At 74.2% G+C, this 26,740-nt stretch carries 23 protein-coding genes and 1 pseudogene; 12 read left to right on the forward strand and 12 right to left on the reverse strand.

All coding sequences use genetic code 11. The features are described from left to right. The first annotated feature begins 16 nt into the window (after window positions 1-16). Window positions 17-2,068, forward strand: a complete 2,052-nt coding sequence (locus BLASA_RS09590) for a sensor histidine kinase (protein ID WP_014375924.1) — start codon at window positions 17-19, stop codon at window positions 2,066-2,068. Further along, a complete protein-coding gene (locus tag BLASA_RS09595) occupies window positions 2,065-2,709 on the forward strand; it encodes a response regulator transcription factor (protein ID WP_014375925.1) in 645 nt (214 codons plus the stop codon). Before BLASA_RS09590 ends, BLASA_RS09595 begins: the two co-directional genes overlap by 4 nt. A gap of 967 nt (window positions 2,710-3,676) precedes the next feature. On the opposite strand, the gene BLASA_RS09600 is transcribed toward BLASA_RS09595, so the two are convergent. The 3 genes from BLASA_RS09600 to BLASA_RS09610 are packed head-to-tail and all read right to left on the reverse strand — an operon-like array spanning window position 3,677 to window position 6,781. After that, a complete protein-coding gene (locus tag BLASA_RS09600; protein WP_014375927.1) occupies window positions 3,677-4,264 on the reverse strand; it encodes a TetR/AcrR family transcriptional regulator in 588 nt (195 codons plus the stop codon). A 16-nt stretch (window positions 4,265-4,280) separates the two neighbouring features. After that, complete coding sequence (locus tag BLASA_RS09605) at window positions 4,281-5,246, reverse strand: alpha/beta fold hydrolase (protein WP_014375928.1); 966 nt, start codon at window positions 5,244-5,246, stop codon at window positions 4,281-4,283. After that, window positions 5,243-6,781, reverse strand: a complete 1,539-nt coding sequence (locus tag BLASA_RS09610; protein WP_014375929.1) for a flavin-containing monooxygenase — start codon at window positions 6,779-6,781, stop codon at window positions 5,243-5,245. The genes BLASA_RS09605 and BLASA_RS09610 overlap by 4 nt, the downstream gene beginning before the upstream one ends. 106 nt (window positions 6,782-6,887) lie before the next feature. Between BLASA_RS09610 and BLASA_RS09615 the strand changes: the two genes are divergently transcribed. Both BLASA_RS09615 and BLASA_RS09620 read left to right on the forward strand, forming a co-directional pair. Next, window positions 6,888-7,802: an SDR family oxidoreductase gene (locus tag BLASA_RS09615; protein WP_014375930.1), complete on the forward strand. Its 915-nt coding sequence runs from the start codon at window positions 6,888-6,890 to the stop codon at window positions 7,800-7,802. 106 nt (window positions 7,803-7,908) lie between these two features. Continuing rightward, window positions 7,909-8,394, forward strand: coding sequence for a polyadenylate-specific 3'-exoribonuclease AS (locus BLASA_RS09620; protein ID WP_014375931.1), 486 nt, complete (start codon window positions 7,909-7,911; stop codon window positions 8,392-8,394). On the opposite strand, the gene BLASA_RS09625 is transcribed toward BLASA_RS09620, so the two are convergent. Beyond that, the gene (locus BLASA_RS09625; RefSeq protein WP_231839596.1) at window positions 8,349-10,601 is read right to left on the reverse strand and encodes a methyl-accepting chemotaxis protein; all 2,253 of its coding nucleotides are present in this window, start codon (window positions 10,599-10,601) and stop codon (window positions 8,349-8,351) included. The two genes, BLASA_RS09620 and BLASA_RS09625, sit on opposite strands and share 46 nt — an antisense overlap. Window positions 10,602-10,792: 191 nt before the next feature. Between BLASA_RS09625 and BLASA_RS09630 the strand changes: the two genes are divergently transcribed. The 4 genes from BLASA_RS09630 to BLASA_RS09645 all read left to right on the forward strand — a co-directional run bounded on the left by BLASA_RS09630 (window position 10,793) and on the right by BLASA_RS09645 (window position 15,383). Beyond that, window positions 10,793-11,818: a 6-phosphofructokinase gene (locus tag BLASA_RS09630; RefSeq protein ID WP_014375933.1), complete on the forward strand. Its 1,026-nt coding sequence runs from the start codon at window positions 10,793-10,795 to the stop codon at window positions 11,816-11,818. Between the two features lie 137 nt (window positions 11,819-11,955). Further along, window positions 11,956-13,293 (forward strand): class II 3-deoxy-7-phosphoheptulonate synthase, encoded by a 1,338-nt coding sequence (locus tag BLASA_RS09635; protein WP_014375934.1) that lies wholly within the window; start codon window positions 11,956-11,958, stop codon window positions 13,291-13,293. After that, a complete protein-coding gene (locus BLASA_RS09640) occupies window positions 13,286-14,341 on the forward strand; it encodes a threonine aldolase family protein (RefSeq protein ID WP_014375935.1) in 1,056 nt (351 codons plus the stop codon). Before BLASA_RS09635 ends, BLASA_RS09640 begins: the two co-directional genes overlap by 8 nt. 121 nt (window positions 14,342-14,462) lie before the next feature. Next, window positions 14,463-15,383: a DUF559 domain-containing protein gene (locus tag BLASA_RS09645; protein ID WP_014375936.1), complete on the forward strand. Its 921-nt coding sequence runs from the start codon at window positions 14,463-14,465 to the stop codon at window positions 15,381-15,383. 52 nt (window positions 15,384-15,435) lie between these two features. Here the strand turns inward: BLASA_RS09645 and BLASA_RS09650 are convergent, their stop codons facing one another. The 4 genes from BLASA_RS09650 to BLASA_RS09665 form a co-directional block, all read right to left on the reverse strand. Next, window positions 15,436-16,353, reverse strand: a complete 918-nt coding sequence (locus tag BLASA_RS09650; RefSeq protein WP_231839597.1) for a deoxyribonuclease IV — start codon at window positions 16,351-16,353, stop codon at window positions 15,436-15,438. 13 nt (window positions 16,354-16,366) lie between these two features. After that, a complete protein-coding gene (gene pknB / locus BLASA_RS09655; protein WP_014375938.1) occupies window positions 16,367-18,358 on the reverse strand; it encodes a Stk1 family PASTA domain-containing Ser/Thr kinase in 1,992 nt (663 codons plus the stop codon). 145 nt (window positions 18,359-18,503) lie between these two features. Beyond that, window positions 18,504-18,950, reverse strand: coding sequence for a hypothetical protein (locus BLASA_RS09660; protein ID WP_014375939.1), 447 nt, complete (start codon window positions 18,948-18,950; stop codon window positions 18,504-18,506). Window positions 18,951-19,195: 245 nt separating this feature from the next. Next, window positions 19,196-20,332, reverse strand: a complete 1,137-nt coding sequence (locus BLASA_RS09665) for an alpha-hydroxy acid oxidase (RefSeq protein WP_166486527.1) — start codon at window positions 20,330-20,332, stop codon at window positions 19,196-19,198. Between the two features lie 13 nt (window positions 20,333-20,345). On the opposite strand from BLASA_RS09665, the gene BLASA_RS09670 reads away from it, so the two are divergent. The 3 genes and pseudogenes from BLASA_RS09670 to BLASA_RS25925 all read left to right on the forward strand — a co-directional run. After that, window positions 20,346-20,669, forward strand: a complete 324-nt coding sequence (locus tag BLASA_RS09670; protein ID WP_014375941.1) for an Rv2175c family DNA-binding protein — start codon at window positions 20,346-20,348, stop codon at window positions 20,667-20,669. 43 nt (window positions 20,670-20,712) lie between these two features. Then, entirely contained in the window at window positions 20,713-21,060 is a 348-nt protein-coding gene (locus tag BLASA_RS09675; RefSeq protein ID WP_014375942.1) for a lycopene cyclase domain-containing protein, read from the forward strand. Window positions 21,061-21,086: 26 nt separating this feature from the next. Then, window positions 21,087-21,266 (forward strand): annotated as a pseudogene (locus BLASA_RS25925) (lycopene cyclase domain-containing protein); the annotation flags it as partial. On the opposite strand, the gene BLASA_RS09680 reads toward BLASA_RS25925, so the two are convergent. The 3 genes from BLASA_RS09680 to BLASA_RS09690 are packed head-to-tail and all read right to left on the reverse strand — an operon-like array spanning window position 21,263 to window position 24,872. After that, complete coding sequence (locus tag BLASA_RS09680) at window positions 21,263-22,216, reverse strand: phytoene/squalene synthase family protein (protein ID WP_014375943.1); 954 nt, start codon at window positions 22,214-22,216, stop codon at window positions 21,263-21,265. The pseudogene BLASA_RS25925 and the gene BLASA_RS09680 sit on opposite strands and share 4 nt — an antisense overlap. Then, window positions 22,213-23,745, reverse strand: coding sequence for a phytoene desaturase family protein (gene crtI / locus BLASA_RS09685; RefSeq protein ID WP_014375944.1), 1,533 nt, complete (start codon window positions 23,743-23,745; stop codon window positions 22,213-22,215). The genes BLASA_RS09680 and crtI overlap by 4 nt, the downstream gene beginning before the upstream one ends. Further along, window positions 23,745-24,872, reverse strand: coding sequence for a polyprenyl synthetase family protein (locus tag BLASA_RS09690; protein WP_014375945.1), 1,128 nt, complete (start codon window positions 24,870-24,872; stop codon window positions 23,745-23,747). Before BLASA_RS09690 ends, crtI begins: the two co-directional genes overlap by 1 nt. A 201-nt stretch (window positions 24,873-25,073) precedes the next feature. On the opposite strand from BLASA_RS09690, the gene metF reads away from it, so the two are divergent. Next, window positions 25,074-25,970: a methylenetetrahydrofolate reductase [NAD(P)H] gene (gene metF / locus BLASA_RS09695; RefSeq protein WP_014375946.1), complete on the forward strand. Its 897-nt coding sequence runs from the start codon at window positions 25,074-25,076 to the stop codon at window positions 25,968-25,970. On the opposite strand, the gene BLASA_RS09700 is transcribed toward metF, so the two are convergent. Then, the gene (locus tag BLASA_RS09700; RefSeq protein WP_014375947.1) at window positions 25,942-26,595 is read right to left on the reverse strand and encodes a hypothetical protein; all 654 of its coding nucleotides are present in this window, start codon (window positions 26,593-26,595) and stop codon (window positions 25,942-25,944) included. The two genes, metF and BLASA_RS09700, sit on opposite strands and share 29 nt — an antisense overlap. Window positions 26,596-26,740 lie beyond the last annotated feature (145 nt).

Genomic DNA, 26,740 nt, shown 5'->3' on the forward strand with positions numbered 1-26,740 from the left:
GCGGCAGCATGAGGCGGTGGCGATCACCGCGTCCCGCCCGGAGCAGGGCCTGCCGTCACCGCCCACGGCCTCCCGGACGCGGCCGACCTCGCTGCTGACCGCTCTCGGGGCCGTGGCGGCGGGCCTGGCGCTGGAGTTCAGCGCCGGTGCCGACCGGATCGTCAACCCCTTCCTGCCGGTCCTCGTCACGGCGGCGCTGATGGACTCCGTGCTCGGTCACCTGATCGGACGCCGGCACCCCCGGCACCCGCTCGCCCGCGTGCTGCAGCTCGCCGGGCTGCTCGCCGCGGCCGTGGTCCTGACGGGTGGATACGCCAACGCGGCGTTGTTCGGGCCGCTGCCCGAGCCCGGGGCCACGCTCGCCCTCTGGCTGAGCCGTTGGCTGTGGGTGCCGTCGTCCGCCGTGTCCGTCCTGGGCCTGCTGCTGCTCTTCCCCGACGGCCGGCTGCCCTCACCTCGCTGGCGGCCGGCGGCCGCGCTGGCCGCCGGGGGACCGGTCCTGCTCACCGTCCACTTCGCCACCATGCCGTTCACGGAGTCCCTCTGGCGGGCCGTGCCGGTGGCGAACCCGCTGGCCGTGGTCCCGCAGCAGGTCTCGCTCGTCCTCGAGGCGGTCGCGCATCCGCTGTGGGCGCTGGGCGTGGCCGTCGGTTCGGCGGCCGTGGTCGTCCGCCGGCACCGCGCGGTCGGTGACGAGCGGCGACGGTTCCGGCTGGTCGTCGTCCCCGCGGTGCTCCTGCCCTTCGCGTTGCTCGCCGCCGCCCTGACCGAGGTCGGCGGGCTCGCCGAGATGGTCGTGGCCACCTGGCTGGCCATCGCGGTCACCGTGGCGATGGTGCGGCACCGGATGTTCGACCTGGACGTGGTGGTCAACCGCACGATGGTGCACGGCCTGCTCGTCGTGTCCCTGTTCGGCGCGTACGTCACCGTGGTGGCGCTGGTCTCCGAAGTGGTCGGCGGCGACGTCTCCTGGCCGGCCGGCGTGGTCGCCGCGCTCGTCGTCGCCACGCTGACCGGACCACTGCTCTCCCGGCTGCGCACGGGCGTCGACCGATTGATGTACGGCGACCGTGGGCGGCCGGACGCCGTGGCCGGCCGGCTGGCGGTGGCGACGACCCGCGACGCGGCCGGTGATCAGCCCGCCGACGTGCTGACCGCCGCCGCCGAGGCGCTGCGCGACGCGCTACGCGTGCCGTGGGTCCGCGTCGAGGTGGGCAGCGACCGGGGCGCGGCCGGGGACCCGCGAACCGAGGGACGGGAGGTGGACATCCGGCTGGGTGCGGAGTTGCTCGGCCGCCTGTGCGTGGGAGCACGCTGGGACGGCGAGCGGTTCACCGCCACGGATGAGCAGGCCCTGGAGGCGGCGGCGCGGCAGCTCGGGGTCACCGCCGAGGCCTACCTGCTCGCCCGGCGGCTGGCCGACGCCCGGGAACGACTGGTCAGCGCCCGCGAGGACGAGCGGCGCCGGATCCGCCGCGATCTGCACGACGGCCTGGGCCCCTCACTGGCCGGCATCACCGCCGCGCTGGAGGGACTGGAGGAGGTGGCGCGCAGCGATCCCGGTGTCGCCGCGGCCGCGCTGCCCGGACTGCGGGCGCAGGCCCGCGCCGCGGTCGTCGACGTCCGCCGGCTGGTCGACGGGCTCCGTCCGCCGGCGCTGGACGAGCTGGGGCTGGCGGGGGCACTGGCCGAGGAACTGCGCAGGCTGCAGCAGGCCACCGGTGTCCGCTGCGCACTCGCAGCCCCGGAGCGGGTCCCGGCACTTCCGGCCGCCGTGGAGGTGGCAGCGCTGCGGATCGCGCTGGAGGCCGCCACGAATGTCGTCCGGCACGCCTCGGCCGCGACCTGCGCCGTCGCGCTGGAGGTGGGGGAGCGGGACGTCGCCGTCCGTGTGGACGACGACGGCACGGGCGTGCCCGCGGACGTCGTCCCGGGGGTCGGGCTGACGTCGATGCGCGAGCGCGCCGAGGAGATCGGCGGCACGTGCACCGTCGCCGCCCGCCCGGGAGGCGGGACGCGGGTGTCCGCCGTCCTCCCCCTGCCGCGCACGCCCGGGGTCGGCGCGTGACCCGGGTGCTGGTCGCGGACGACCACGCCGGTTTCCGTGCGGGGATCACCACCCTGCTGCGCTCGCTGCCCGGCATCGAGGTCGTCGGCGAGGCCGCCAGCGGCGACGAGGCGGTGGTCCGCGCAGTGGCCAGCGGCGCCGACGTCGTCCTGATGGACCTGGCCATGCCGGGCGGCGGTGGACTCGCGGCCACCGAGCGGCTGGTCCGAGAGGCACCGCACGTCGCCGTCCTCGTGCTCACCATGTCGGCCGAGGACGCATCGGTGACCGCCGCCCTGCGGGCCGGTGCCCGCGGGTACCTCGTCAAGGGCGCGTCGCGGGCCGAGGTCGGGCGGGCGCTGCAGACGGTGGCGGACGGCGGGATGGTCGTCGGCGCCGCTGTCGCGCACCGGGTGGCGGCGCTGGTGGGCGGGCCGGCCGGCCTGGAGCACGAGCACCTCGCCGACCTGTCGACGCGCGAGCGCGAGGTGCTCGAGCTGATGGCGCAGGGGCTCGACAACGGGGAGATCGCCCGGCGGCTGTTCCTCAGCCCCAAGACGGTGCGGAACGTCGTGTCGGCGATCTTCGGCAAACTGCACACGTCCGACCGGGTCCAGGTGGTGCTGCGGGCCCGCGGGGCCGGGTACGGCGACGGCGGATGAGGGTGTCCCGGGACCGTCCCGGCGGAATCGGGACGCCGATCACTACAGGGGCGGACGCCGCACGGCCGAGGCTCCCGGCATGACCGAGAACCTTGCTCAGGACGCCGCCCCCGCCGGCCGGGCGCGGCGCGTTTCCTTCACCGTCGTCGCCGCCATCGCGGCCCTGCTCACCGGTGTGCTCACCGTCGGCTCGCTCGGCCAGCTCGTGGGTGGTGTGACTCCCGACGGCTCCCCGATGACCGCGGACGGCCGGCTCGTCGCGCTCGTGCACGTGCCGTGGCTCGCGCTCGGCTGGTGTGCGGCGTTCGTCGCACTGCTCTGGCAGGCACGGCAGCGGGTGGCGCCCTACCAGCAGGCGGTGGCCATGCTCGGAGGGCTCTACATCGGCGGCCTGCTGGCCAGGCTGAGCGACCCGGTCTTCTACGTCGGGTTCGGCGTGGTCGTGCTGCTGCTCGGCGTGCTGCACCCGGCGGGGCGCGCGGTCTGGCGGCCGGGTGCCGATGGCATCTCCCCGGTGCTGGTGCCGTTCGCGCTGCTGCTCGCGGCGCCGTGCACCCTGTACGCGATCGAGATGACGAACCTCCAGGCGCAGGCCGGGTCGGGCGGGACGTTCTACACCGCGATCGCGGCGACCGCCCTCGCCGTACCGCTGGTCGGCCTGGTGGCCGGGCTCCGCGCCCCCGGCTGGCGGCTGCCGCTGTGGGTGACCGGGGGCATGCTGTTCCTCCTCGTCGGATCCGGCGCCGCCGCGGACCCGGCCGCGCCCGCGTCGCCGCCCACCGGCTGGATCCTGGCCGGTCTCGTCGCCGCCGTGGCATTCGTCGGCCTGGGGGAGTGGGAGGCCCAGCGGCTCGCCCGTGACCCCGGACCGGCGTCCCCCGGGTCCGACCGGCACCCGGCACGTGCCCTGCTCCGCTGTCGGCGCATCCCGGCCCCCTCCCGGAGGCTCCGCGCGGGAGGGGGTCCTTCAGCGCGGAACGAGCCGGTCGAGGACGTCCCGCAGCAGCTCGAGCAGCTCCTCGCGGGTCATCGTCGGTTCGAGAACCCACTGGGCGACCAGGTCCTCGGTGAAGGCGAACCAGGCGAGCACCAGCTGACGCCGGAGCGCGTCGTCGGGCAGCTGGAGTGCGGTCAGCGCGACGTCCACCAGCCGGCCGCGGGTCTCCTCGTAGACCTCCGACACCCACGGGTCGCCGCCGCCGGCGCCGCGCACGAAGGCCAGGTGGCTCTCCCGGAACGTCTCCACCCAGCCGACGTAACGGTCGAGCATCCCGGTGACCTGCTCCTCCGACGGCGTCTCGTGCCCGGGGAGGATGTGGGTCATCAGCAGGTCGGCCGCGGCGCGGGTGACCGCGGTGTAGTACTCGCGCTTGGTCGCGAAGTAGTGGAACAGCAGGCTGCGGCTGATGCCCGCCCGGCGGGCCACCTCGTCGATGGTGAGCTCCTGCACCGGCGTGGTGGGCAGCAGCTCGAGCCCGATCTGCACCAGCTGCGCCCGCCGGTCGCCGGCCGAGCGACGCGACCGGGCATGGTCGGGACGGGACGACGCCGTCATGACGGGGACCCGGGCCTCATGCGGCGGCCTGGTCGGCCGTGGCCGTGACGAGCAGCCGCTCGATCGCCTCGGCGACCAGCGCCGCGCGTTCCTGGGGCAGCATGTGCCCGGTCCGGGGGATGATCTGCAGCGTCGCGTCGGGCAGCGCCTGGGCCAGCTGGTGGCTGTGCCGCTTCGGCGTGAGCTCGTCGCTCTCCCCGACCAGGATCTCCACCGGCACGCTCGTCAGCGCCTGCAGCTCCTGCCGCTTGTCGTGCTCGCCGAGCGCCGGGTAGAAGGCGGCGAAGGCCCGCACCGTCGAGGCGTGCATGATCTCCGCTCCGGCGACGACCATCTCGTCGGTGGCGTCGGCCCCGTAGAGCAGCTCGCGCACGAGCTTCTGGTGCCGCGGATGCGTCGGGGGCAGCAGCCGGCGCATGCGCTCCAGAGCCCGTGCGCCGCCGATCGCGACGGTGACCATCCCGGGGGCGAGCTTCAGCTGCAGCCGCTCGGCCGGGGTCGTGCCGGCCGGGGCGAGGTCGCCGGCCGACGTCGACACGAGTGCCACCCCGCGGACCCGGTCGCCGAACAGCTCGGGGCGCGCGGCGGCCAGGCACATGATCGTCATGCCGCCCATGGAGTGCCCCGCCAGCACGAGCGGCCCGGTGGGGGCCAGCTGGTCGAGCAGCTCGCCGAGGTCGGCGCCGAGCTGGTCGATGGAGAGCTCCGCGACCTCAGCTGCGTACCTGGGGTGGGTGGGAGAACGCCAGGTGGACCGGCCGTGGCCGCGCTGGTCGTAGCGGATCAGCCGCAGCTCGCCGGCGGCGACCCGCGGGGTGAGCAGCTCGGCGACGTCGTCCCAGGCAGCCTGGGCCAGCGTCCAGCCGTGCGCGAGCACCAGGGTGACCGGCGCGTCGTCGGAGCCCTCGACGACGGCGTGCAGGACGGCGCCGTCGGTCGTGCGGACCGCCGCCACCCGGCGGAGGAGGGTGCCGGCGCTCATGCCGCCACCTCGGGCCGCTCGGTGCCGGCGGGGATGCCCACGTAGTTCTCCCGGTCGAGGGTGCGGGTGAGCGTGCGGAACCGGAACGTGAAGTCCGGCCACAGGGTCGTGTTGTGGCCGTGCTGGTCCAGGTACCAGCTGGCGCACCCGCCGGCGAGCCACACGGTGCCCTTCGACTTCTCGGCGATCAGCGACCGCCAGGACTCCTGCGCCTCCGGGGTGGTCTCCAGGACCGCCAGCCCCTCGGCGTCCATGGTCTTCAGCGCGTCGTCGACGTAGGCGACCTGCGACTCGATCATGTAGACCATCGAGGTGTGGCCGACGCCCACGTTCGGGCCGACCAGCAGGAACATGTTCGGGAAGCCGGCCACCGTGGCGCTGCGGTTGCTCACCATGCCGTCTTCCCACACCTGGGCCAGCGAGCGCCCGTTTCGGCCGCGGATCTTCTCCGCGATCGGCAGGTCGGTCACGTGGAAGCCGGTGGCCAGCACGACGGTGTCGGTCGGTCGCTCGACGCCGTCCGTGGTCACGATGGAATGCGGGCGGACCTCGGCGATCCCGGCGGTGACCAGCTCGGCGTTCGGGGCCGCGACCGCCGGGAAGTAGTCGTTGCTGATCAGGATCCGCTTGCAGCCGATCGTGTAGTCCGGTGTCAGGGCCCGGCGGAGCTTCGGGTCGCGCACCTGCCGGTGCAGATGGGCCTTCGCGAGCTTTCCCACCGGCCTGAGGAAGCGCCGGTTCTTGGCCATGCCGATGACGAGGAACTCGCGGAACAGGTACAGGAACCCGCGGATCGCGTTCTGCAGACCCGGGACGAGGCGGTAGAGCCGGCGCGTCCACGGCTGCACCGGGTGGTCGGTGCGGGGCACGACCCAGGCGGGCGTGCGCTGGTAGACGGCGATGCTCGCCACGATCGGCTGGATGGCCGGTACCACCTGGATGGCCGAGGCGCCGGTGCCGATGACGGCGACCTGCTCGCCGGTGAGGTCGTGGGAGTGGTCCCACCGCGCGGAGTGCATGACGGTGCCGGCGAAGGTGTCCAGGCTCGGGATGTCGGGATAGATCGGGTCGGCGAGGGCCCCGGCCGCGGAGACGAGCACGCGGGCGCGGAACTCGCCCGCCGTGGTGGAGACCAGCCACCGCTGCGCGGCGTCGTCCCAGCGGGCGGCGGTGACGTCGGCGCCGAAGACGCAGTGCCGGCGGACGTCGAACCGGTCGGCCGTCGCCTGCAGGTACGCGTGGATCTCCGGCTGCTCGGAGTAGGAGCGTCCCCAGTCGGGGTTCTGCGCGAAGGAGAACGAGTACAGGTTGGACTGCACGTCGCAGGCCGCGCCCGGATAGGTGTTGTCCCGCCAGGTGCCACCGACGTCGTCGGCGCGCTCGAGGAGGACGAAGTCGGTCTCCCCGCGCCGCCGGAGGGTGATCGCCATGCCGAGGCCGGCGAACCCCGATCCGATGATCGCGATGCCTACCTCACGGAGTGCTCCGGCCATCCCGCGCACGGGGACGGGCTGGTCCTCGAGCGTGCTGGTCACCGATTCGGCTCCTTCGCGGTCCCGGCTTGCTGAGCAGTGCTCAACACGCTACAACGACTGTTGAGCACTGCTCAAATCGAGCGCGACGATCTCTGGAGGAGCAGCCATGGCCGGTCTCGGCAAGCGCACCCGCACGTCCCTCGCCGGGAAGTCGGTGCTCATCACCGGTGCCGCCCGGGGCATCGGCGCCGAGCTGGCCCGCCGCGCCGCCGCCCGCGGGGCGCGGATCGCGCTGGTCGGGCTGGAGCCCGAGCAGCTGGCGGAGGTCGCCGCGGACCTCGGCCCCGAGCACCTGTGGGTGGAGGCCGACGTCACCGACGCCGACGCGCTCGAGGCGGCCGTCCAGCGGACGGTCGACACCTTCGGCGGGCTGGACATCGTCGTCGCCAATGCCGGCATCGCCCCGCTGACCACGGTCATGACCAGTTCGGCGCACGCGCTGGCGAGGACCATCGAGGTCAACCTGATCGGGGCGATGCTGACCACCCACGCGGCCCTGCCCGAGATCGCGAAGCGCCGGGGGCACGTGCTGCTGATCTCCTCCGCGGCGGCCTTCACCGTGCTGCCCGGGATGAGCGCGTACTGCGCGTCCAAGGCCGGCGTCGAGCGGTTCGGGGACGCTCTCCGCCTCGAGGTCGCCTACCGCGGGGTCACCGTGGCCAGCGCGCACCCGACCTGGATCGACACCGACATGGTCCGGGACACGGAGGAGGCGCTGCCCACCTTCAAGGCCACCCGTCAGCAGCTCCCCGGGCCGCTCGGCGCCTTCACCTCGGTCGAGGACTGCGCCGACGCCCTCGTCGAGAACCTCGAGACCCGGGGACGCCGGGTGTTCGTGCCGCGGTCGGTCGGCACCGTGGCGGCGCTCCGCCAGCTGGTCACCGGTGTCGTGGCCGAGAAGGTCGCGATGGCGGTCTCGGCCACGCGGGTGCCGCAGCTCGAGCGGGACATCCAGGCCCTGAACGGGCGGGAGTTCGGCGCGAACTCGGTGGGTGACCGCTCGACGGGCACCGCCGCCTGATCGGTGGTGTGAGCGTGGGCGCTGACGCCCCGTTCTGCGACCGGGAACCGGGCGCCGGCGCACATCGTCGGCGGAGCAGCGCCGAGCCCTCGCCTACGGTTGGCCGGTGCGGCGCTTCTTCTACGACACCGAGTTCATCGAGGACGGCAGCACCATCGACCTGGTGTCGATCGGTGTCGTCGACGAGACGGGGCGGGAGTTCTACGCCGTCAGCACCCAGTTCGACCCGGACAAGGCGATTCCGTGGGTGCGCCGCAACGTCCTGGACCAGCTGCCCCCGCCGGCGGACAAGGCGTGGCGCAGCCGCGAGCGGATCCGCGAGGACCTGCTGGCCTTCCTGACCGGCCCCGGGGAGGAGATCGAGCTGTGGGCCTGGTTGGCCGCCTACGACCACGTGGCGCTGTGCCAGCTCTGGGGTGCCATGCCGGCGCTGCCCCGGCCGATCCCGCGGTTCACCCGCGAGCTGCGCCAACGGTGGGACGACCGCGGGCAGCCGCCGCTGCCGCCCAAGCCGGCCGGCACGCACGACGCCCTGGTCGACGCCCGCTACAACCTCGCGCGCTGGCAGGCGATCGAGGCCGCCGGCAGCTGACCGGTGTGCACGAAAGCCCCCCTCCCGGGATGGGAGAGGGGCTGACGTGCCCAGACGGCGGTCGCTAGACCGTGAAGGCCCCCAGCAGCCGGTTGAGCTCGCGGGACAGCCCGTCCAGCTCCTGGGCCGCCGAGCGGGCGCGCTCGACGTCGGTGGCGCTGTCGTCGGCGTCCTGGCTGACCGTCGTCAGCGTGGTGGTCACCGTGCCGGCACCCTGCGCGGCCGTGGCCACGCTGCGGGTGAGCTCGCGGGTCGTGGCCGTCTGCTCCTCCACCGCGCTGGCGATCGTGGTCTGGTGGTCGTTGATCGAGCGGACCACCTCGGCGATCTGGGAAATGGAGCGCACCGCCGCCGTGGTCTCGGCCTGGATGCCCGTCACCCGCTGGGCGATCTCCTCGCTCGCCTTCGCCGCCTCCTGCGCCAGCTCCTTTGACCTCGTTGGCGACGACGGCGAAGCCCTTGCCCGCGTCACCGGCGCGCGCCGCCTCGATGGTGGCGTTGAGGGCCAGCAGGTTGGTCTGCTCCGCCACCCCGGAGATCACCTTGACGACGTCGCCGATCTCGGCCGAGCTGGCACCCAGGGCGGCGATGGTCGACTCGGTCTGCTCCGCCAGCGAGGCGGCCTGACGGCCGACCTCGGCCGCCTCGGCGGCACTGCGGGCGATCTCGGTGATGGAGACACCCATCTCCTCGGCGCCGGCCGCGGCCGACGACACGCTGCTGCTGATCTCGGCGGCGACCCCGTGGGCGCCCTGTGCCTGGTCCCGGCTGCGGGCGGCCCGCTGGGCGAGCCCGTCGGCCACCGTGGAGACACCGGCCGCGGAGACGGCCACCTGCTGGGCGCACCGGTGGATGTCCCGGACCGTGCCCGCCACCTTCTCGACGAAGCGGTTGAACGCCCCCGACAGCTGTCCGACCTCGTCGCTGCTCGAGTCGTCCATCCGCTGGGTGAGGTCGCCCTCGCCGTCGGCGATCTCGGCCATGCGGTCGCGCAGGCGCATCAGCGGCTGGGTGAGCCGGCGTCCGATCCACAGCGAGATCACCCCGCCCACGATGGCGATGACCGCCGCGGCGAGCACCATCGCCCAGACCATCGAGGTGCGGCCCTCGTCCAGCGCGTCCTTGGCGCCGGCGAAGTCCGCGTCGCGGGTGACGGCGGTGATCACCCAGTCCCACGGCGCGTAGTAGGAGACGCGGGCCGTCGTCGGGCCCAGCTCCGGGTCGACGTAGCGCACGGTGGCCTGCTCGCCGTCCTGCAGCTGGACCGCGGCGTCGACGATCTGCTGCACGTACGGGGCGCCGTCGGCATCGGTGGCCTCGATCAGCTGCTCGCCGTCCCGCACCCCCTCGGGGCTGACCAGGACGGTGCCGGCGCGGTCGCCCGTGCCGCCGTAGACCTCGATGTGGCCGTTCTCGCCGATGGTGGTGGCCTCGAGGCCCTGGCGGAGAGCGGGCAGGTTCTCCTGCTTCACGCCGACGTAGAGGACGCCGATCACGTCACCGGCGGGGCCCAGGATCGGCTCGTAGGCCGACACCAGCCACGAGTCGACGACGAACGCGTTGCCCCGGAAGGTCTGGCCGCTGCTCACCGCGGCGGCGACCGGGTTCGGCTGCCCGTCGGGATTGGTGGCCGGGATGTAGGTGCCGATGGCACGCGACCCCGAGGCGGCCTGCACGTTCGTCGCCACGCGCAGGAAGTTGCCCTCGGGCGTCTTCTGGAAGATGGTCACGGTGGCCCCGACCATCGACATGATGTCGTCGACGACGGCGGTGGGCACGGCGACGTCGCTGTTCTGGCCCAGCCACTCGCCGCCGACCAGCACGCGGGGCAGCACCACCGGGGTGACCTCGCCGTTCATCTGGTTCTTGGCGTCCCAGGCGACCGGGTTCGCCCGGGAGTCGTCGATCGCGAAGCCCCCGGCCTGCTGCAGGACGTACCGGGCCGCGTTCAGGTCGTAGTCGACCTTCATCGCCGTCGAGGCGCCCTGGGTGGCCACGAGGTCGTAGGCGCCCCGAGCGGCGCGGTTGATGTCCTCGGCCACCAGGGTGTCCATGTCCTGGGCGGCCGCGTCGGCGAAGTTGCTGCTCTGCCAGGCGCTCACCCCGCCCATCGCGACCCCGGTGACGACCACGCTGCTCACCGCGAGAGCTGTCACCTTCGCGCGGATGCCCCACGAGGAGGGGCGGGCCCAGGGGGGCGGGGTCATCCAACGCATGTTCGGCCTTCCAGGTCGTCGACGGCGGCCCGGTGCCACCCGCCGACGTCTCTCTCGGCAGGTCACAGCGGATTCGGTACCTGGGTGTGCCGTCCCTGGAGCGGGGCGCCGGAATCCCCCTCCGACGGCCGGACCTGCGGCATCATGGCGGCCCCAGGCGACGGAGCTCCCCGGAGGTGTCCATGCGCATCGGCATCCTCACCGGCGGAGGCGACTGCCCGGGGCTGAACGCCGTCATCCGCGCCGTGGTGCGCAAGGGGGTGACCGAGTACGGGGACGAGATCGTCGGCTTCCGCGACGGCTGGCGCGGGGTGCTCGACGGCGACACCGTCCCGGTGGACCTCGCCGCGGTGCGCGGCCTGCTGCCCCGTGGCGGCACCGTGCTCGGCACCTCCCGCACCAACCCGTACTCCGTCGAAGGCGGGCCGGAGCGGGTGCGGGAGACCCTCGGGCGGCTCGGGATCGACGCGCTCGTGCCGATCGGCGGGGAGGACACCCTGGGGGTGGCCACCCGGCTGGCCGAGACCGGGGTGCGGATGGTGGGCGTGCCGAAGACCATCGACAACGACCTGGACGCCACCGACTACACGTTCGGCTTCGACACCGCCGTCGGCGTGGCCATGGAGGCCATCGACCGGCTGCACACCACCGGGGACAGCCACCACCGCACGCTCGTCGTCGAGGTCATGGGGCGGCACGCGGGCTGGATCGCGCTGCACGCGGGCATGGCCGGCGGGGCCAGCGTCGTCCTCATCCCGGAGCACCCGTTCGACGTCGACGGCGTCGTCGCGCACTGCCTGCACCGCTTCGAGTCGGGGTACTCGCCGATCGTGGTCGTCTCGGAGGGGGCCACGCCGAGGGACGGCGACCTGATGCTCTCGACGGGGGACGAGGACGCGTTCGGCCACGTCCGGCTGGGTGGCATCGGCCCGGCCCTGGCGGCGCTGATCGAGGAGCGCACCGGCCGGGAATCGCGGGCCGTCGTCCTCGGGCACGTGCAGCGCGGCGGCACGCCGTCGCCCTTCGACCGGGTGCTGGCCACCCGGTTCGGCCTGGCTGCCGTGGACGCGGTGCACGCCGGGGAGAGCGGGGTGATGGTCGCCCTGCGCGGCACCGACATCGTCCGCGTACCCCTGTCGACGGCTACGGCGCAGCTCAAGCTGGTGCCGCCCGAGCGGTACGCCGAAGCGGAGGTGTTCTTCGGCTGAGGGTGCGCTTCGCACGACACGGCCTCGGGGGAGGATCGCGACCGCCGTACCCTCTGGGGTGTGAGCGAGCGTGCGAGCGAACCAATGGGCAGAGCGGTCTGGCGAGCACCGCTGACGGGCGCCGGCGAGGAGTCGGTGTGAGTCTCCCCGAATCCGCGCAGACGGTGCCCGGCCTGGACAGGTGGCGGGAACTGCCCGCCGCCCAGCAGCCGCGCTGGCCCGACCGGGCGGCGCTCGACGCCGTGCTGGAGACGCTCTCCACGGTGCCGCCCATCGTCGCCCCCGCCGAGGTGGACACGCTCCGCTCCCAGCTGGCCGACGTCGCCCTCGGCAAGGCCTTCCTGCTCCAGGGCGGGGACTGCGCGGAGACCTTCGACCTCAACACCGAGCCGCATCTGCAGGCCACCACCCGCACGCTGCTGCAGATGGCCGTGGTCCTCACCTACGGCGCCAGCGTGCCGGTGGTGAAGGTCGGCCGGGTGGCCGGCCAGTACGCCAAGCCCCGGTCCTCGGACACCGACGCCCTCGGGCTGCCCTCCTACCGCGGTGACATGGTCAACGACCTGGAGCCGGTGCTGGAGAAGCGGATCCCCGATCCGTACCGGCTGGTGCGCGCCTACGCGAACTCCGCCGCCGCCATGAACATGATCCGGGCGTACGCGCGCGGGGGTCTGGCCGACCTGCACGCCGTGCACGACTGGAACCGGGACTTCGTGGCCAGCTCCCCGGCCGGCGTGCGCTACGAGGTCATCGCCCGGGAGATCGACCGCGCGCTGGCCTTCATGAAGGCGTGCGGCATCGACTCCGACGCGCTGCGCGGGGTGGAGCTGTACAACTCGCACGAGGCGCTGATCCTCGACTACGAGCGGGCGCTGCTGCGCATGCACGAGGGGCGGCCGTACGCGCTCTCCGCCCACTTCGTGTGGGTGGGGGAGCGCACCCGCCAGATGGACGGCGCGCACATCGAGTTCGTCTCCCAGCTGGCCAACCCGGTCGGGGTGAAGATCGGCCCCACGACGACGCCGGAGCAGGCCGCCGAGCTCGTCGAGCGACTGGATCCCGACGGCGTCCCCGGCAAGCTCACCCTGATCAGCCGGATGGGCAACGGCAAGATCCGCGACGTCCTGCCCGGCATCGTGGAGAAGGTGACCGCGAGCGGGCATCACGTGGTGTGGCAGTGCGACCCGATGCACGGCAACACCCACGAGTCCTCCACCGGCTACAAGACCCGGCACTTCGACCGCGTCGTCGACGAGGTGCTCGGCTTCTTCGACGTCCACCGCGCCCTGGGCACCTGGCCGGGGGGCATCCACGTCGAGCTCACCGGCGAGGACGTCACCGAGTGCCTCGGCGGCGCGATGGAGATCAGCGACGAGGACCTCAACAGCCGCTACGAGACCGCCTGCGACCCGCGGCTGAACACCGGGCAGTCGCTGGAGCTGGCCTTCCTCGTCGCGGAGATGCTGCGTGGGTAGTCCACACAGCTCCGCTGGGGAACCCGACCGCCTCCGGCGGACTGACCTCGTCGACCTGCGATCCGACACGGTCACGAAGCCCACGCCCGGCATGCGCCGGGCCATGGCCGAGGCCGAGGTGGGCGACGACGTCTACGCCGAGGACCCCACGGTCACCGCGCTCGAGGAGCGGGTGGCCGCCATGTTCGGCCACGAGGCCGCGCTGTTCGTGCCCTCGGGGACCATGGGCAACCAGATCGGCATGCGCCTGGTCTGCGAGCCCGGCCAGGAGATCCTCTGCGACGCCGACGCCCACGTGGTGACCTACGAGATGGGGGCGGCGGCGGCGATCTTCGGCATCTCGACGCGGACCGTGGTGTCGGGTGGCGGCCGGCTCGACGCCGCGCAGCTGATCGAGCAGGTGCGGCCGCAGGACAACTGGCACCTGACCGCCACCGCGGCGATCGCGGTGGAGAACACCCACAACCGCGGCGGCGGGCTCGTCCAGCCCCTCGACGAGCTGCAGGAGCTCTGGGACTGGTCCCGCGGTGCGGGGGTGGCTGTCCACCTCGACGGAGCCCGCATCTGGAACGCGCACGTCGCCTCCGGCGTCGCGCTCTCCACCTACGGCGGGCTGGCCGACACCGCCTCGGTCTGCTTCTCCAAGGGCCTGGGGACGCCGGTCGGCTCGGTGCTGGTGTCCTCGGCGGAGCGGATCGCCACCGCGCGGCTGTGGCGGAAGCGCCTCGGCGGCGGGATGCGCCAGGTCGGCGTGCTGGCCGCCGCCTGCCGGTACGCCCTGGACCACCACCTGCCGCGGCTCGGCGAGGACCACCAGCACGCGCAGCTGCTGGCCGAGCGGCTCGGTGTCGACCGCGCCACCGTCCACACCAACATGGTCGTGCTCGACGACGTCGCCGCACCGCTGGTCGCCGAGGCGGCCAAGGCGCAGGGCGTGCTGGTCAGCCAGGTGAGCGCCCGTCGCATCCGGCTGGTCACGCACCTGGACGTCGACCGGGCCGGCATCGAGCGCGCCGCCGACGTGCTCGCCGAGCTGCTCGACCGCTGACATCGGGCGCTGATGCGCAGTTCCGCCGCCCGGAACTGCGCATCGGCGCCCATCGTCGGCCGCTGTCCACAGATCTCTGACGATGCAGCCACGGCGGTGGGGCGACCGTCAGGCTGGAAACGTGGCGCACGACCCCCAACCGCTGCTCGGTGAGACCGGCTGGATCGCCGGTCCCGAGCTGCTGTCCTGCGTCAGCCGCAGCACCGTGCGGAACTGGATCGCTGCGGGCAGGCTCGTGCGCCTCGCCCCGGGCCTCTTCGCACTCCCCGCCGTCGCCCGCGAGTGGCGGGTCAGGGTGGCTGCGACGCTCGACGGGCGTGAGGCGGTCGCCAGCCACGTGACGGCGCTGGCTTTGTGGGACCTGGTCACCCACCCGCCCGGGGCCGTGCACGTCAGCGTCGAACCGGGGCGGAGCGGTCGTGGTTCGCCGGGTGTGGTCGTGCATCGGGCGGCCGGTGCCTGGGCGGATCGGCGCCGGATCGACGGGCTTGCGGTGAGCTCCGTCGAGCGGGCGGTAGTCGACACCTGGGCCGTACCGTCCGTGCTGCCCCGGTCGCAGGTCAGGGCAGCGGCCATCACCGCCGTTCGTCGCCGGTCGTGCTCGCCCCGGGACCTGCGACTCGAGCTGGCCGGGCGGCCGCAGCTGCGCGGTCGACCAGAGCTCACCCGGCTCGTCGAACTGCTTGCGGACGGCTGCCAGAGCGAGCTGGAGATCTGGGGCTGCCTCCACGTCCTCCGCGCCCCTGGCATGCCGACCTTCGTGCAGCAGCGCCGGGTCACGGCCGGGGGACGGAGCTTCGTGCTCGACGCCGCCTGCGAGGAGTCGATGCTGGCAGTGGAGATGGACGGCTCCGCCTGGCACGGGTCGCGTGCTCAGCGGGAGGCCGACATCGAGCGGGACGCCCTGGTGGCGACGGCCGGCTGGCAGACCCTCCGCCTCAGCTACGCCCGGATGACGCGGTCACCCGAAGCCTGCCGCCGGGACATCCTGGGCGTCCACGCCGCCCGGCTCCGACTACTGCGGGCGCGCGTTGTGCGCTGATGCGCACCATCCGGCCCGGAACTACGCATCGGCGCACAGCGTCGCGGGGCGGTCAGGCGGCGGCGTCGTCCACCGCGTCGCGCAGCGAGTTCAGCAAGGCGATGTCCGCGGCGTGGCCACCGCACGGGTCGCCGTCGCGCAGGCTGGGCGTCTCCACGACCATCGGGACGCCGGCGGTCGTCCGGTGCCGCATCAGCTCGGCGAACGGGCCGGTGCCGTAGGCGCCGCCGGAGATGGTCCCGGCACCGATGGTGGTGTGCCGGTCGCGCTTGGAGCCGCACTCGTCGAGCGAGTCGTTGACGTGCACCAGGCCCAGCCGGCCGGGGCCGACGGTGGCCTCCACGGCGTCCAGGGTGGCGCTCATGCCGCCCGGCACCGACAGGTCGTGCCCGGCGGCCCAGACGTGGCAGGTGTCGAAGCAGACGCCGAGCAGGGGGTGGTCCTCCAGCGCCGCGAAGTACGGGCCCAGGTCCTCGACGGTGGCCGCCAGCGCCTTGCCGCCGCCCGCGGTCGGCTCGATCAGCAGCCGTGGTCCGTCGGCGGGTGCGGCCTCCAGCACCGGCAGCAGCCGCTCGTGCAGCTGGCGGAGCGCGGCCTCGTAGCGGTCCTCGCCGACGGCCGACCCGGCGTGCACGACGACGCCCTGGCAGCCCAGCCGGGCGCCGCGGCGCAGGTTGTGCTCGATGGCGGCGATCGACTGCTCGACGGTGGCCTCGGTCGGCGAGCCGACGTTGACCAGGAACGGCGTGTGGATGAACGAGGGCACGCCCCGCTCGGCGCAGCCGGCGGTGAACAGCGCGTCCTGCTCCGGGTCGCCGTCGGTGAGCCGCCAGCCCCTCGGGTTGCCCACGAAGACCTGCACGGCGCGGGCGGCGACGGCGTCGGTGTAGGTGAGGCCGCCCTTGGCCAGACCGCCCTTGATCTGGATGTGTGCGCCGACGGGCGGCACACCGGGAGAGGTGTTCGACAAGGGAGGGAGGCGCCTATCCGAAGCTCAGGAGGATGGTGACGGGGGTGCCGCGCTCGACCGTCTCACCGGCCGCCGGGCTCTGCCGCAGGACGTTGTTGCCGAAGAAGCGGGTGGCCTCCACCTGCAGACCGGCGGCCTGCAGGATGGTCGCGGCCTCGTCGCCGGTCTTCCCGACGACGTCGGGCACCGTGACCAGCGGGACGCCGGCCGAGACCTGGATCCGCACGGTGCTGCCGTAGGGCACCGGTCCGGCGGCGGGAGCGGGATCGACGGCCATGACCTCGCCGACGTCGACCTGGTCGCTGCGGCCGTCCTCGATCCGCTCCACGGTGAAGCCCAGGCCCTGGAGGTTGCTCGTCGCCTGATCCGGCGTCTGCCCGGTGACGTCGGGCACCGCGACCGGGGCCCGGCCCTGGCTCACGACGGCGGTGACGACCTGGTCGCGCTTGAGCTCGGTGCCCGCCGGCGGGTCGAAACGGACCACCAGGCCGGGGGCGAGGTCGTCGTCGTAGTCCTCACCGCGGGCCAGCTGCACCGGGACGTCCTGCTGGATGGCGGCTTCGACCTCGTCGATCGGCCGGCCCACCAGCTCCGGCGCGATGGTGTACCGCTCGGCGCCCTTGGAGACGACGACGCGGACGTCGGTGCCGCGGATGAACTCGCCCGACGCCGGCTCCGTGGCGATGACCACGCCCTCGGGCACCGTCTCGCTCCACTCGGCGACCACCGGGTCGGGGTCGAGACCGGCGCTCTGGAGGAGGTCGATGGCGCTGGTCTCCTCCTTGCCGGCGAGGGACGGCACCGCGGCCCAGCGGCCCTCGCCCAGCCACCAGCCGACGGCGCCGATGGTGATCGCCAACAGCAGCACGATCGCCACCGCGAGCCGCGTGCGGCGGCGGCGGACGTGGTCGGGGACCCCCGGGCGGGGCCGGGCGGGACCGGGCCGGCGGCCGTGCACGTCGGTGGTGGGGCCGGCGCCCATGCCCGGCAGCATGCTGGTGCGCCCGCCGCGGGACGCCCGGCCGGCGAGCACCTCGGTGCCCGGGGCGCTCGGGTGCCGGTCGTGCGGGCGGGGCCGGGTGGGCCGGTTGGTGGGCCGCAGCGTGTCCGGGCGGGCGCTGCCCTGGCCGGTGGGCACCGGGACCGGCTCGATGCCGAGGTCCTTGCGGACGTCGGCGAGCTCGGCCAGGAACGCGCCGGCGTCGATCGGGCGGCCGGCGGGGTCGCGCCGCGTGGTGCGGGCGACCAGCTCGTCGACCTGCCAGGGCAGGCCCGGGACCTCGGCGGACGGCGCGGGCACGTCGTGGTGGACGTGCTGGTAGGCCACGGCCAGCGGGGTGTCCCCACCGAAGGGCGGGTGCCCGGTGAGCATCTCGTACAGCACGATGCCGGCGGCGTAGATGTCGCTGCGGGCGTCGGCACGGCCGCGTTCGAGCTGCTCGGGGGAGAGGTAGGCGACGGTGCCGATCAGCACGCCGCCGGTCTGGCTGGTCTGCCCGGTGCCGACGACGGCGCGGGCGAGCCCGAAGTCGGCCACCTTCACCACGCCGTCGACGCCGATCAGCACGTTCTCGGGCTTGATGTCGCGGTGCACGATGCCGGCGCGGTGCGCGGCGGTGAGCCCGGCCAGCACCGGTTCGAGGACGGCCAACGCCTCGGCGACGGTCAGCCGGCCGCGGGCGCTGAGCAGGTCGCGCAGCGTGCGGCCGCGGACCAGCTCCATGACCAGGAAGACCAGCCCCTGGTCGCTGCCCTGGTCGCTGACCGACACCACGTTGACGTGGCTGAGCATCGCCGCGGCGCGCGCCTCGCGGGTGAACCGGTCGACGAACGTCGGGTCGTGGGCCAGGTGCTCGGCCATGACCTTGACCGCGACGGTCCGGTGCAGGCGCAGGTCGGTGGCGGCGTAGACGGTGGACATGCCGCCGCGCGCCAACCGCTCCTCGAGGCGGTAGCGCCCCTCGAGAACGAGGCCGACCACGGGGTCGGTCACGGCGGTGTCCACCCGGCCGAGTGTAGGAGGGGTACCGGTCGGCCGGGTCCCACCACGCGGTCCCGGTGGCGCCTGGTACGGCTGGTGCGCGTGGTCAGGTGCGCCGGATCACGCACACCGACGCTCCCTCCTTCCCGAGGGACCGGGACACCGGTGGTTAGAAAAGGTTCACGAGCGTGTAGAACGCGAAGGCGACGAAGAAGGCGAAGAACGCCTTGAGGACCAGTTCGCGGGCCCAATCGGCGGCGCTCCACTCCGAGGGCTTGGTGACGCCGAGCGCGCTGTACATCATCCAGTCGCCGCCGAGCAGGACGACGTAGAACACCACGGTCGTCACCACGGCGGACCAGCCGAACAGGGACAGGGCCGCCAGCACCACACCCAGCATGGTGCCGTGCAGGAAGTGCGTCGGCAGGTTCCACTTCCGGGCGCGCTCCACGTCGGTCTGCGGATCCCCGCCGGTCATGGCGACGAGCACCTTGCCGGGCACCAGACTGGCCGGGCGCCGGGTCACCGCCTTCTCGATGTACTCCACGGCGGTGAACAGCACGGTCCCGATGGCGCCGGCCACCAGGCCGTAGAGCAGGGTCTGCAGGACGTCCATCGTGCCTCCGGAGTCGGCCTCGGTACCGGTCGCCGGGGTTCAGCGGACGCGGTGCGCCCAGGTGAGCGCCCGGGCCGGGTGCCCCGAGGCCCCGCCGGAAAACGACGACGGCCAGCACGGTAACGGGATCGACATGCGGTCGCGGGCCGCTCCCGAGGCGCTCGACGACGACCCGCTCGGCCGGTGGTACTGGGTCCGCCGACCGGTGGCCACCTCGACGCGCCACCCAGCACCCGCCGGGCGGATCACCGCGCCGGGGTCACGGTGTCCCGCGGGACCGACCGCACGTCGGGCAGGCCGCACATCACCATCGCGTGCGCCAGTTCCTCGGTCAGCCCGTCGAGCACGCCGGCGACCCCGCGCTCGCCCCCGGTGGTGAGCCCCCAGGCGATCGGCCGCCCGAGGAACACCGCGTCGGCGCCCAGGGCGAGCGCGGTGAGCGCGTCCGAGCCGGAGCGGATCCCGCCGTCGACGTAGACCTTGACGTCGTCCCCGACGGCGTCGACGACCTCCGGCAGGGCGTACGCGCTGGAGACGGCCGGGTCGGCCTGGCGGCCGCCGTGGGTGGTGACCCAGACCGCGGCGGCGCCGGCCTGCACGCAGCTGACGGCGTCGTCACCGCGCAGGACGCCCTTGACCACCACAGGCAGCCCGGACAGCTCGCCGAAGCGGGCGATCTCGTCGAAGGTCCAGGTCGCGGTCGCCAGGCCGTCCAGCGTCGGCTCCTCGCCCTCCGGCGGCCGGTTGGCCATCCGGACGCCGGCGCGGTGGACGAAGTCGTGTTCCATGTCCCGCCGGCGGCGGCCCAGCACGGGGACGTCGACGGTGAGGACGAGGGCGCGGTAGCCGGCGTCGCCGGCGCGCCGGGCGAGGTCGTCGGTGTGCCGTTCGGAGTGCAGCCGGTACAGCTGGAACCACTGCGGGCTGCCCGGGGCGGCCGCGGCCACCTCCTCGAGGCTGTTGTTGGCGCTGGTCGACACGGTCATCAGCGCGCCCGTGGCGGCGGCGGCGCGGGCGGTGGCCAGCTCCCCGTCGGGGTGCGCCATCGCCTGGTAGGCCCACGGGGCGATGCCGATCGGCGCGCGCACCGGTGCGCCGAGCAGCTCGGTGCCCAGCTGCGCCGTGGTGATCCCGCGCAGCACCCGCGGCCGCAGCCGCCACGCGCGCCAGGCCTCGGTCGCCTCGCGCATCGTCGTCTCGGTCTCGGCGCCGCCGGCGTAGTAGTCGTAGACCGGCTCGGGCAGCAGCTCCCGCGACCGGGCCTCCAGGAGCGCCAGGTCGAGGTAGGGCATCTCCGGGCGCGGATCCTCGGCGACCTCCGCGCCGCCGTCCTGCACAGGCTGTCCCGGCACCGGGCTGTCGGCTGGTCCGATGGTCGCCATAGGCTCGTACTCTATGGACACGCTCACCCCCGTGGAGGTCGCCCAGCTGCTGGGCACCTCGCCGAACCGGGTCCGGCAGTTGCTGCGCGACCGGAAGCTGATGGCCGTCCCCGGCAGCGGGAACGCCAGGATCCCGGCGGAGTTCGTCCAGGACGGCGTGGTGCTCAAGCACCTGCCCGGTCTGCTCACCGTGCTCAGCGACGGCGGCTTCAGCGACGAGGAGGCCTTCGACTGGCTGTTCCGCGAGGACGAGTCACTTCCCGGCACCCCGGTGCAGGCGTTGCGGGACAACCGGCACACCGAGGTCACCCGGCGGGCCCAGGCCCTGGCTCTCTGAGCCGGGTGCATCCGCGAGCGGGCCGGGGACGGAAGCCGGGAACGTGGAGCAGCTGACCTACCTGGGCCTGCTGGCCGGCTGCCTGCTGGTCACCGCGCCGCTGGAGCTGTTCCTCGGGGTCCGGGTCTACGCGCGCTGGCGTCGGCTGCTGCTGGCCGTCGTGCCGGAGTTCGTCGTCTTCGTCGTCTGGGTGCTGTACGCGATCGCCCAGGGGCACTGGGACTACTCGGCCACCCGCACCCTCGGCGTCCGGCTGCCCGGCGGCATCCCCGTCGAGGAGGTGCTGTTCTTCCTCGTCGTCCCGCTGTGCTCGGTGCTGGCGCTGGAGGCGGTGCGGAAGGTGACCGGCTGGGACGCCGGCTACCCGGCGGAGGAGGCCGAGCGCCGGTGAGCTACAGCGCCCTCGCGGTGACCGCGGTGATCGCGGTCCTGGCGATCGACCTGGCCGTCTACCGGACCCGCATGGTGACCCGGAAGGTGTTCTGGACCGCCTACGCGATCGTCATCTTCTTCCAGCTGCTGATGAACGGCGTGCTCACCGGGCTGGACGTGGTCACCTACGACGAGGCCACGATCTGGGGCCCCCGCATCGCCTACGCGCCGGTGGAGGACCTGCTCTTCGGGTTCGCCATGGTCACCCTGACCCTGGCCAGCTGGGCTGCGGCCAACCGCCGGGCGAACACCGCCAGGCGGCGGGGCCTGGACACCGACACCCGGCCGTCGAGCACCCGGTAGTCGGCGCGCTCGATCTCGGTGAGGATGCCGCCGTACAGCGCGGTGGCGGCCCGCACGCAGTCGCGGGACTCGGGCGCCAGCATCGGCGTCCCGGGCGCGGCGTCGTCGTACCGGCGGCGCACGACCGCCACCATCTCGCGCATCAGCTCGCGGACGTTGGCGTCGTGCCGCTTCTCCGTCAGCTGCTCGCGGGTGACGCCGTGGGCGGCCATCAGGTCGGCCGGCAGGTACACCCGGCCGCGGTCGGCGTCCTCGGCGACGTCGCGCAGGAAGTTGGTCAGCTGGAAGGCCTCGCCGAGGGCGATGGCGTGCGGCGCGGCCTCCTCGCGGGCCACCCCGGGCGCGGTGCCGAGGACCGGCAGCACCTGCAGCCCGATCACCGACGCCGAGCCCCACATGTACCGGTCGAGGGCGGCCAGGTCCGCGTAGCCGCTGACGTCGAGGTCGCTGGTCATCGCCGCGAGGAAGTCGACGAGGTGTTCGACCGGGATGTCGTAGCGGCGGTAGGTGTGCACCAGCGCCAGCCGCACCGGGTCGTCGGACCAGCCCGACTCCAGCTCGGCGAGCACGGCGCGGGACCACTCCACCAGGTCGCCGGCCGGGTCGGCACCGGGCACGTCGACCAGGTCGTCGGCCACGCGGGCGGCGGCGTAGAGCGCGTGGACCGCCGGGCGGCGGTCGGGCGTCAGCAGCCGGGTGGCCAGGTGATAGCTCTTGCCGTGCTCGGCGGCGATCGACGCGCAGTGCCGGTAGGCCGCCCGCAGCTGCTCCTGGCGGTGCGCCTGGGTGCCCGGAGGCCGCAGCGCCGTCACCGTCCCACCGGCCCGGTGATCCGCTCGGCGGCCAGCCGGCCGCTCATCAGCACCATCGGGACGCCGACCCCGGGCTGCACCGAGGAGCCGGCCAGCACCACGTTCTCCGGCCCGCGACGGGGGAGCGTCGGCGTGCGGAAGGGGCCGGTCTGGCCGAACGTGTGCGCCAGCGCGAACGGGGTGCCGGCGGCCATGCCCTGCGCGGCCCAGGTCAGCGGGGTGTCCATGTGCTCCACCTCGATCGCGTCGGTCACGCCGGTGAACCCGCGTGTCTCCAGGGTGCCCAGCAGCTCCTCGCGGTAGCGCGGGCCGAGCACGTCCCAGTCCAGGTGCGGGTTGCCGCCGCTGCGCGGGTCGAGGTTCGGCGTGGGGGCGACCACGCTGAGCACCTGGCCGCCCTCCGGGGCCAGCGAGCGGTCGGTCACCGACGGCATGCTGATCAGCAGGCTCGGGTCGCTCATGATCTTCCCCCGCCGAGCCCCGGGACCCCCGCCGAGCAGCCGCCCGCCCGGAGTCAGCTCGTCGAACACCTGCTCCCACGCGGCGCCGAAGCTGATCGTGTGGTGCGCCTGGCCGGCCAGCTCCGTCCGGACGCCCAGGTGCAGCGCGACGCAGGACGGCGAGTACACCGGCCGGCGCGGCCCGCGGAGGCCCGGCACCAGGGTGTGCGGCGCGTCGGTGGTGACGACGACGGCGTCGGCGGGCAGCCGGTCGCCGTCGGCCAGGACGACGCCGTCCACCCGGCCGCCGGCCGCGCTGAGCTCCGCCACCGCCTGCCCGTACCGGAACTCGACCCCGGCGTGGGCCGCGGCGTCGGCCAGGGCGCGCGGTACCGCGGCGATCCCGCCGGCCGGGTGCCAGACGCCGGCGCCGATGTCGAGCTGCGCGATCACCGCGTAGGCGGCGATGGCCCGGAACGGGCTCACGCCGGCGTAGAGCGCCTGGAAGCTGAACAGCCGGCGCAGCCGGTCGTCGCCGAAGTACCTGCCGACGTGCCGGGACAGCCGGTCGAACCCACCGCGCCGGGCGAGGGTCACCAGCTCCGGGCCCAGGAGGTCCAGCGGGGAGTCGAGGTTCCGGTCGATGAAGGTGGTCAGCTGCAGCCGGTACAGCTCGGCCAGGTCGGCCAGGTAGCGGCGCAGGGCGGCGGCCTCGCCCGGACCGCACAGCGCGGCGACCTCCGCGGCGAAGGCGTCGGGATCGGCGTGCACGTCCAGCTGGCTGCCGTCGGCGAACTGCGCCCGGTAGCTGGTCTCCAGGGGGATCATGGTCAGCCGGTCCTCGAGCTTCTCGCCGACCGCGGCGAGGGTGTCCGCGAGGACCTCCGGTGCGGTGAACACCGAGGGGCCGGTGTCCAGGGCGTAGCCCGCCCGCTCCACCCGGCCCGCGCGCCCGCCCGGCCTGTCGCCGCGCTCGACGACCGTCACCTCGCGGCCGGCCCCGCGCAGGCGGAGCGCGGCGGCCAGCCCGGCCAGTCCCGCGCCGACGACGACGACCCGGTCGGTGCGCCCGGGGACGCGGCGGACCATCAGGCGGTACGGGTGGTGGCGGCGACCGCGAGCGCGTCCAGCGCGGCGCGGGCGTCGTCGGCGATGGGCGCCTCGGCGATGGCCTCGCGGGCCTCGGCGGTGCGCCGGGTGATGCGCTCCTCCACCCGGTCGCGGGCGCCGGTGACCACCAGCAGCTCGCGCAGGGCCGCGAAGTCGTCGGCGCCCGCGTCGGGGTTGCCCAGCAGCCGGCCGAGCAGCCCGCGGCCCGCGTCGTCCGTCGCCTCCTCGGCCAGCGCGACCAGCAGCGTCTGCTTGCCCTCGCGCAGGTCGTCGTCGGCGGACTTGCCGGTGATCTCCGGATCGCCGAAGACGCCGAGCAGGTCGTCGCGCAGCTGGAAGGCCTCGCCCAGCGGCAGGCCGACGGCGGCGAACGCCTCCACGACGGCGGGACCCGCCCCGGCGATCGCCGCGCCGAGCTGCAGCGGGCGCTGCACCGTGTAGCCGGCGCTCTTGTAGCGGGCGACGGTCAGCGCTCCGTCGGAGCCGGGGAGCCCGCCGGCGGCGCGCAGCAGGTCGAGGTACTGGCCCGCGGTGACCTCGGTGCGCATGGTGTCCCAGACCGCACGGGCGCGGCCCAGCGCGGCCTCGGAGATGCCGGAGCAGCGGAGCATCTCGTCGGACCAGACCAGCGCCAGGTCGCCCACGAGGATGGCCGCGCCGACGCCGAACAGCTCCTGGTCGCCGGAGAAGCCGTGGGTGGTGTGCCGGTCGGCGAAGCCGATGTGCGTGGTGGGCCGTCCCCGGCGCGTTCCGGCGGCGTCCATGACGTCGTCGTGCACCAGCGCGCTCGCGTGCACGAACTCCAGCGCGGCGACCGCGCGGAGCACCGCGTCGTCGTCCTCAGCGGTACCCAGGCCCTGGCCGCAGGCGCCGCGCCAGCCCCAGTAGGCGAAGGAGGGGCGCAGCTTCTTGCCGCCCTCGGCGACCGCGCGGACCTCGTCGACGACCGGCACCAGGCTCGGGTCCATGCCCGCGAGGGTGGCCCGCTGCATCTCGAGGAAGTCGGTGAGCGCGGCGGCGACGGCGGCCCGGAGCCGGTCGAGGTCGGCGGCGTCCGACGGAGGTGCGGGGCGGGCGGACTCGCGCTGCTGCGCCCCTGCGGTCATGGAGTGAGTATCGCCCAACACGGTGGGGCGCGGCCCCACCAGCAGGGTGCCTGCCGTGCTCCACTGCATCGCTGCTCCCGTCCGAGGTCTGCGGTTCACGGCCTCTTCGGTGCCCGGTCCGGGCGCGGATGCACCTCGACGGCGGAGATTCCGCGGTACGGCCGAGGGAGTCCGCGGACGGCCGCCGTACCCTCGGATGCCGTGACCCCGACCGTTCGCGAGCTGCTCGCCACCGGCCGCCCGACGTGGTCGTTCGAGTTCTTCCCGCCGAAGACGCCGGCGGGGGAGGAGCAGCTCTGGACGGCGCTGCGTGAGCTCGAGCGGCTGCGCCCGTCGTTCGTGTCGGTCACCTACGGGGCCGGTGGCTCCACCCGCGAGGGCACCGTCGCGATGACCGAGCGGATCGCCGCCGAGACGACGATGACGCCGCTGGCACATCTGACCGCCGTCGACCACAGCGTCGCCGAGCTGCGTCACGTGGTCAGCCGGCTGGCGGCGGCCGGCGTCCGCAACCTGCTGGCCCTGCGCGGCGACCCGCCCGGTGCCGACCCGCAGGCGGAGTGGATCGCCCACCCCGCGGGGCTGCGCTACGCCGCGGAGCTGGTCGAGCTGATCCGGTCGATCGGCGACTTCTGCGTGGGCGTGGCCGCCTTCCCCGAGCGGCACCCGAGGTCACCGGACGTCGACACCGACGTCGACATGTTCGTGGCCAAGTGCCGGGCAGGGGCGGACTTCGCGGTCACGCAGATGTTCTTCCGGGCCGAGGACTACCTGCGGCTGCGGGACCGGGTCGTCGCCCGGGGCTGCGACGTCCCGCTGATCGCCGGTGTCATGCCGGTGACCGACGTCCGGCAGATCACCCGCATCGTGGAACTGTCCGGTCAGGCCTTCCCGGCGGACCTGGTCGAGCGGTTCGCCGAGCTCGACGGTGAGCGCCCGGAGGACAAGGCCGCGGTCCGCGCCTACGGCGTCGAGGTGGCCACGGAGCTGTGCCGGCGGCTGCTGGACGAGGGCGTGCCCGGCATCCACTTCATCACCATGAACCGGTCGACGGCGACGCGCGAGGTCTTCACCAACCTCGCCCCCGACCGGTCGTGAGCCTGCCCTCGAGCAGGTCCGCGGCGCGCGCGGCGGCGCGGCGCAGGGCCACGCGCTCGGCGGCATAACCGCCGAGCACGCCGACGACCGGCAGGTTCGACACGCCGCGCGCGAACAACCGGCCCTTGGGCCGGGCGTCGAGGGCGTCGTCGATGCGGGCGAGCAGCCGGGCCGCGCGCCACAGGGTGCGGGCGGCGCCCTTGGCCCCGCGGCGCTCCTCGCGGGGGCCGAGTGTCCCCTCCGCGTAGGTCCCCCTGGTGCGGGCGAGCAGCGGCTCGACCTGCTCCGGCGGCAGCTCCCGGCCGAGGAGTACCCGGGCCAGCAGGGAGATCCGCTCGGCCGGCGCCTCGACGCCGTGCTCCCCGGCCACCCCGAGCACCACGAGCGACTGCACCGCGGTGCCGACGGTGTTCTGCAGCGGCAGCAGGTCGGCGAGCTTCCCGGCGAGCCGGGGCGCGGCGGACACCCCCGCCGCCACCCGGGACACCCGCTCGGCCCACCAGTGGTCGCGCTCGGCCCGCGACAGCGACGGTGGGCGGCCCAGCCGGGTCGCCAGCGGGGTGAGCAGCCGGTCGACCCGGCGCAGGACGTCGACGACGACGGCGTCGGTCAGAGGAGGGGCCATGCGCGACGCCGTACCCGGCAGGGCGCCCGGCACATGCGTTGGTGACCGTTCTGCCGGCGACGAGCGATTCGTGACCGCGATCCTCACCGTGCCGCTGCCGACCTCGTGCTGCAGCGCGAGGACGGCGACCACAACGCGAGGATGG

The organism is Blastococcus saxobsidens DD2, assembly GCF_000284015.1.
In the GTDB taxonomy this organism is placed as follows: Bacteria; Actinomycetota; Actinomycetes; order Mycobacteriales; family Geodermatophilaceae; genus Blastococcus; species Blastococcus saxobsidens_A.

Coding starts and splice junctions, on each gene's coding strand:
- BLASA_RS09660 (WP_014375939.1), bottom strand. CDS start 18,950: ATGGACGTCCTGCAGACCCTGCTCTACGGCCTGGTGGCCGGCGCCATC.
- BLASA_RS09670 (WP_014375941.1), top strand. CDS start 20,346: ATGGACACGCTCACCCCCGTGGAGGTCGCCCAGCTGCTGGGCACCTCG.
- BLASA_RS09605 (WP_014375928.1), bottom strand. CDS start 5,246: ATGAGCGCCGGCACCCTCCTCCGCCGGGTGGCGGCGGTCCGCACGACC.
- BLASA_RS09690 (WP_014375945.1), bottom strand. CDS start 24,872: ATGACCGCAGGGGCGCAGCAGCGCGAGTCCGCCCGCCCCGCACCTCCG.
- BLASA_RS09615 (WP_014375930.1), top strand. CDS start 6,888: ATGGCCGGTCTCGGCAAGCGCACCCGCACGTCCCTCGCCGGGAAGTCG.
- crtI (WP_014375944.1), bottom strand. CDS start 23,745: ATGGTCCGCCGCGTCCCCGGGCGCACCGACCGGGTCGTCGTCGTCGGC.
- BLASA_RS09700 (WP_014375947.1), bottom strand. CDS start 26,595: ATGGCCCCTCCTCTGACCGACGCCGTCGTCGTCGACGTCCTGCGCCGG.
- BLASA_RS09625 (WP_231839596.1), bottom strand. CDS start 10,601: ATGACCCCGCCCCCCTGGGCCCGCCCCTCCTCGTGGGGCATCCGCGCG.
- BLASA_RS09665 (WP_166486527.1), bottom strand. CDS start 20,332: ATGGCGACCATCGGACCAGCCGACAGCCCGGTGCCGGGACAGCCTGTG.
- BLASA_RS09600 (WP_014375927.1), bottom strand. CDS start 4,264: ATGACGGCGTCGTCCCGTCCCGACCATGCCCGGTCGCGTCGCTCGGCC.
- BLASA_RS09630 (WP_014375933.1), top strand. CDS start 10,793: ATGCGCATCGGCATCCTCACCGGCGGAGGCGACTGCCCGGGGCTGAAC.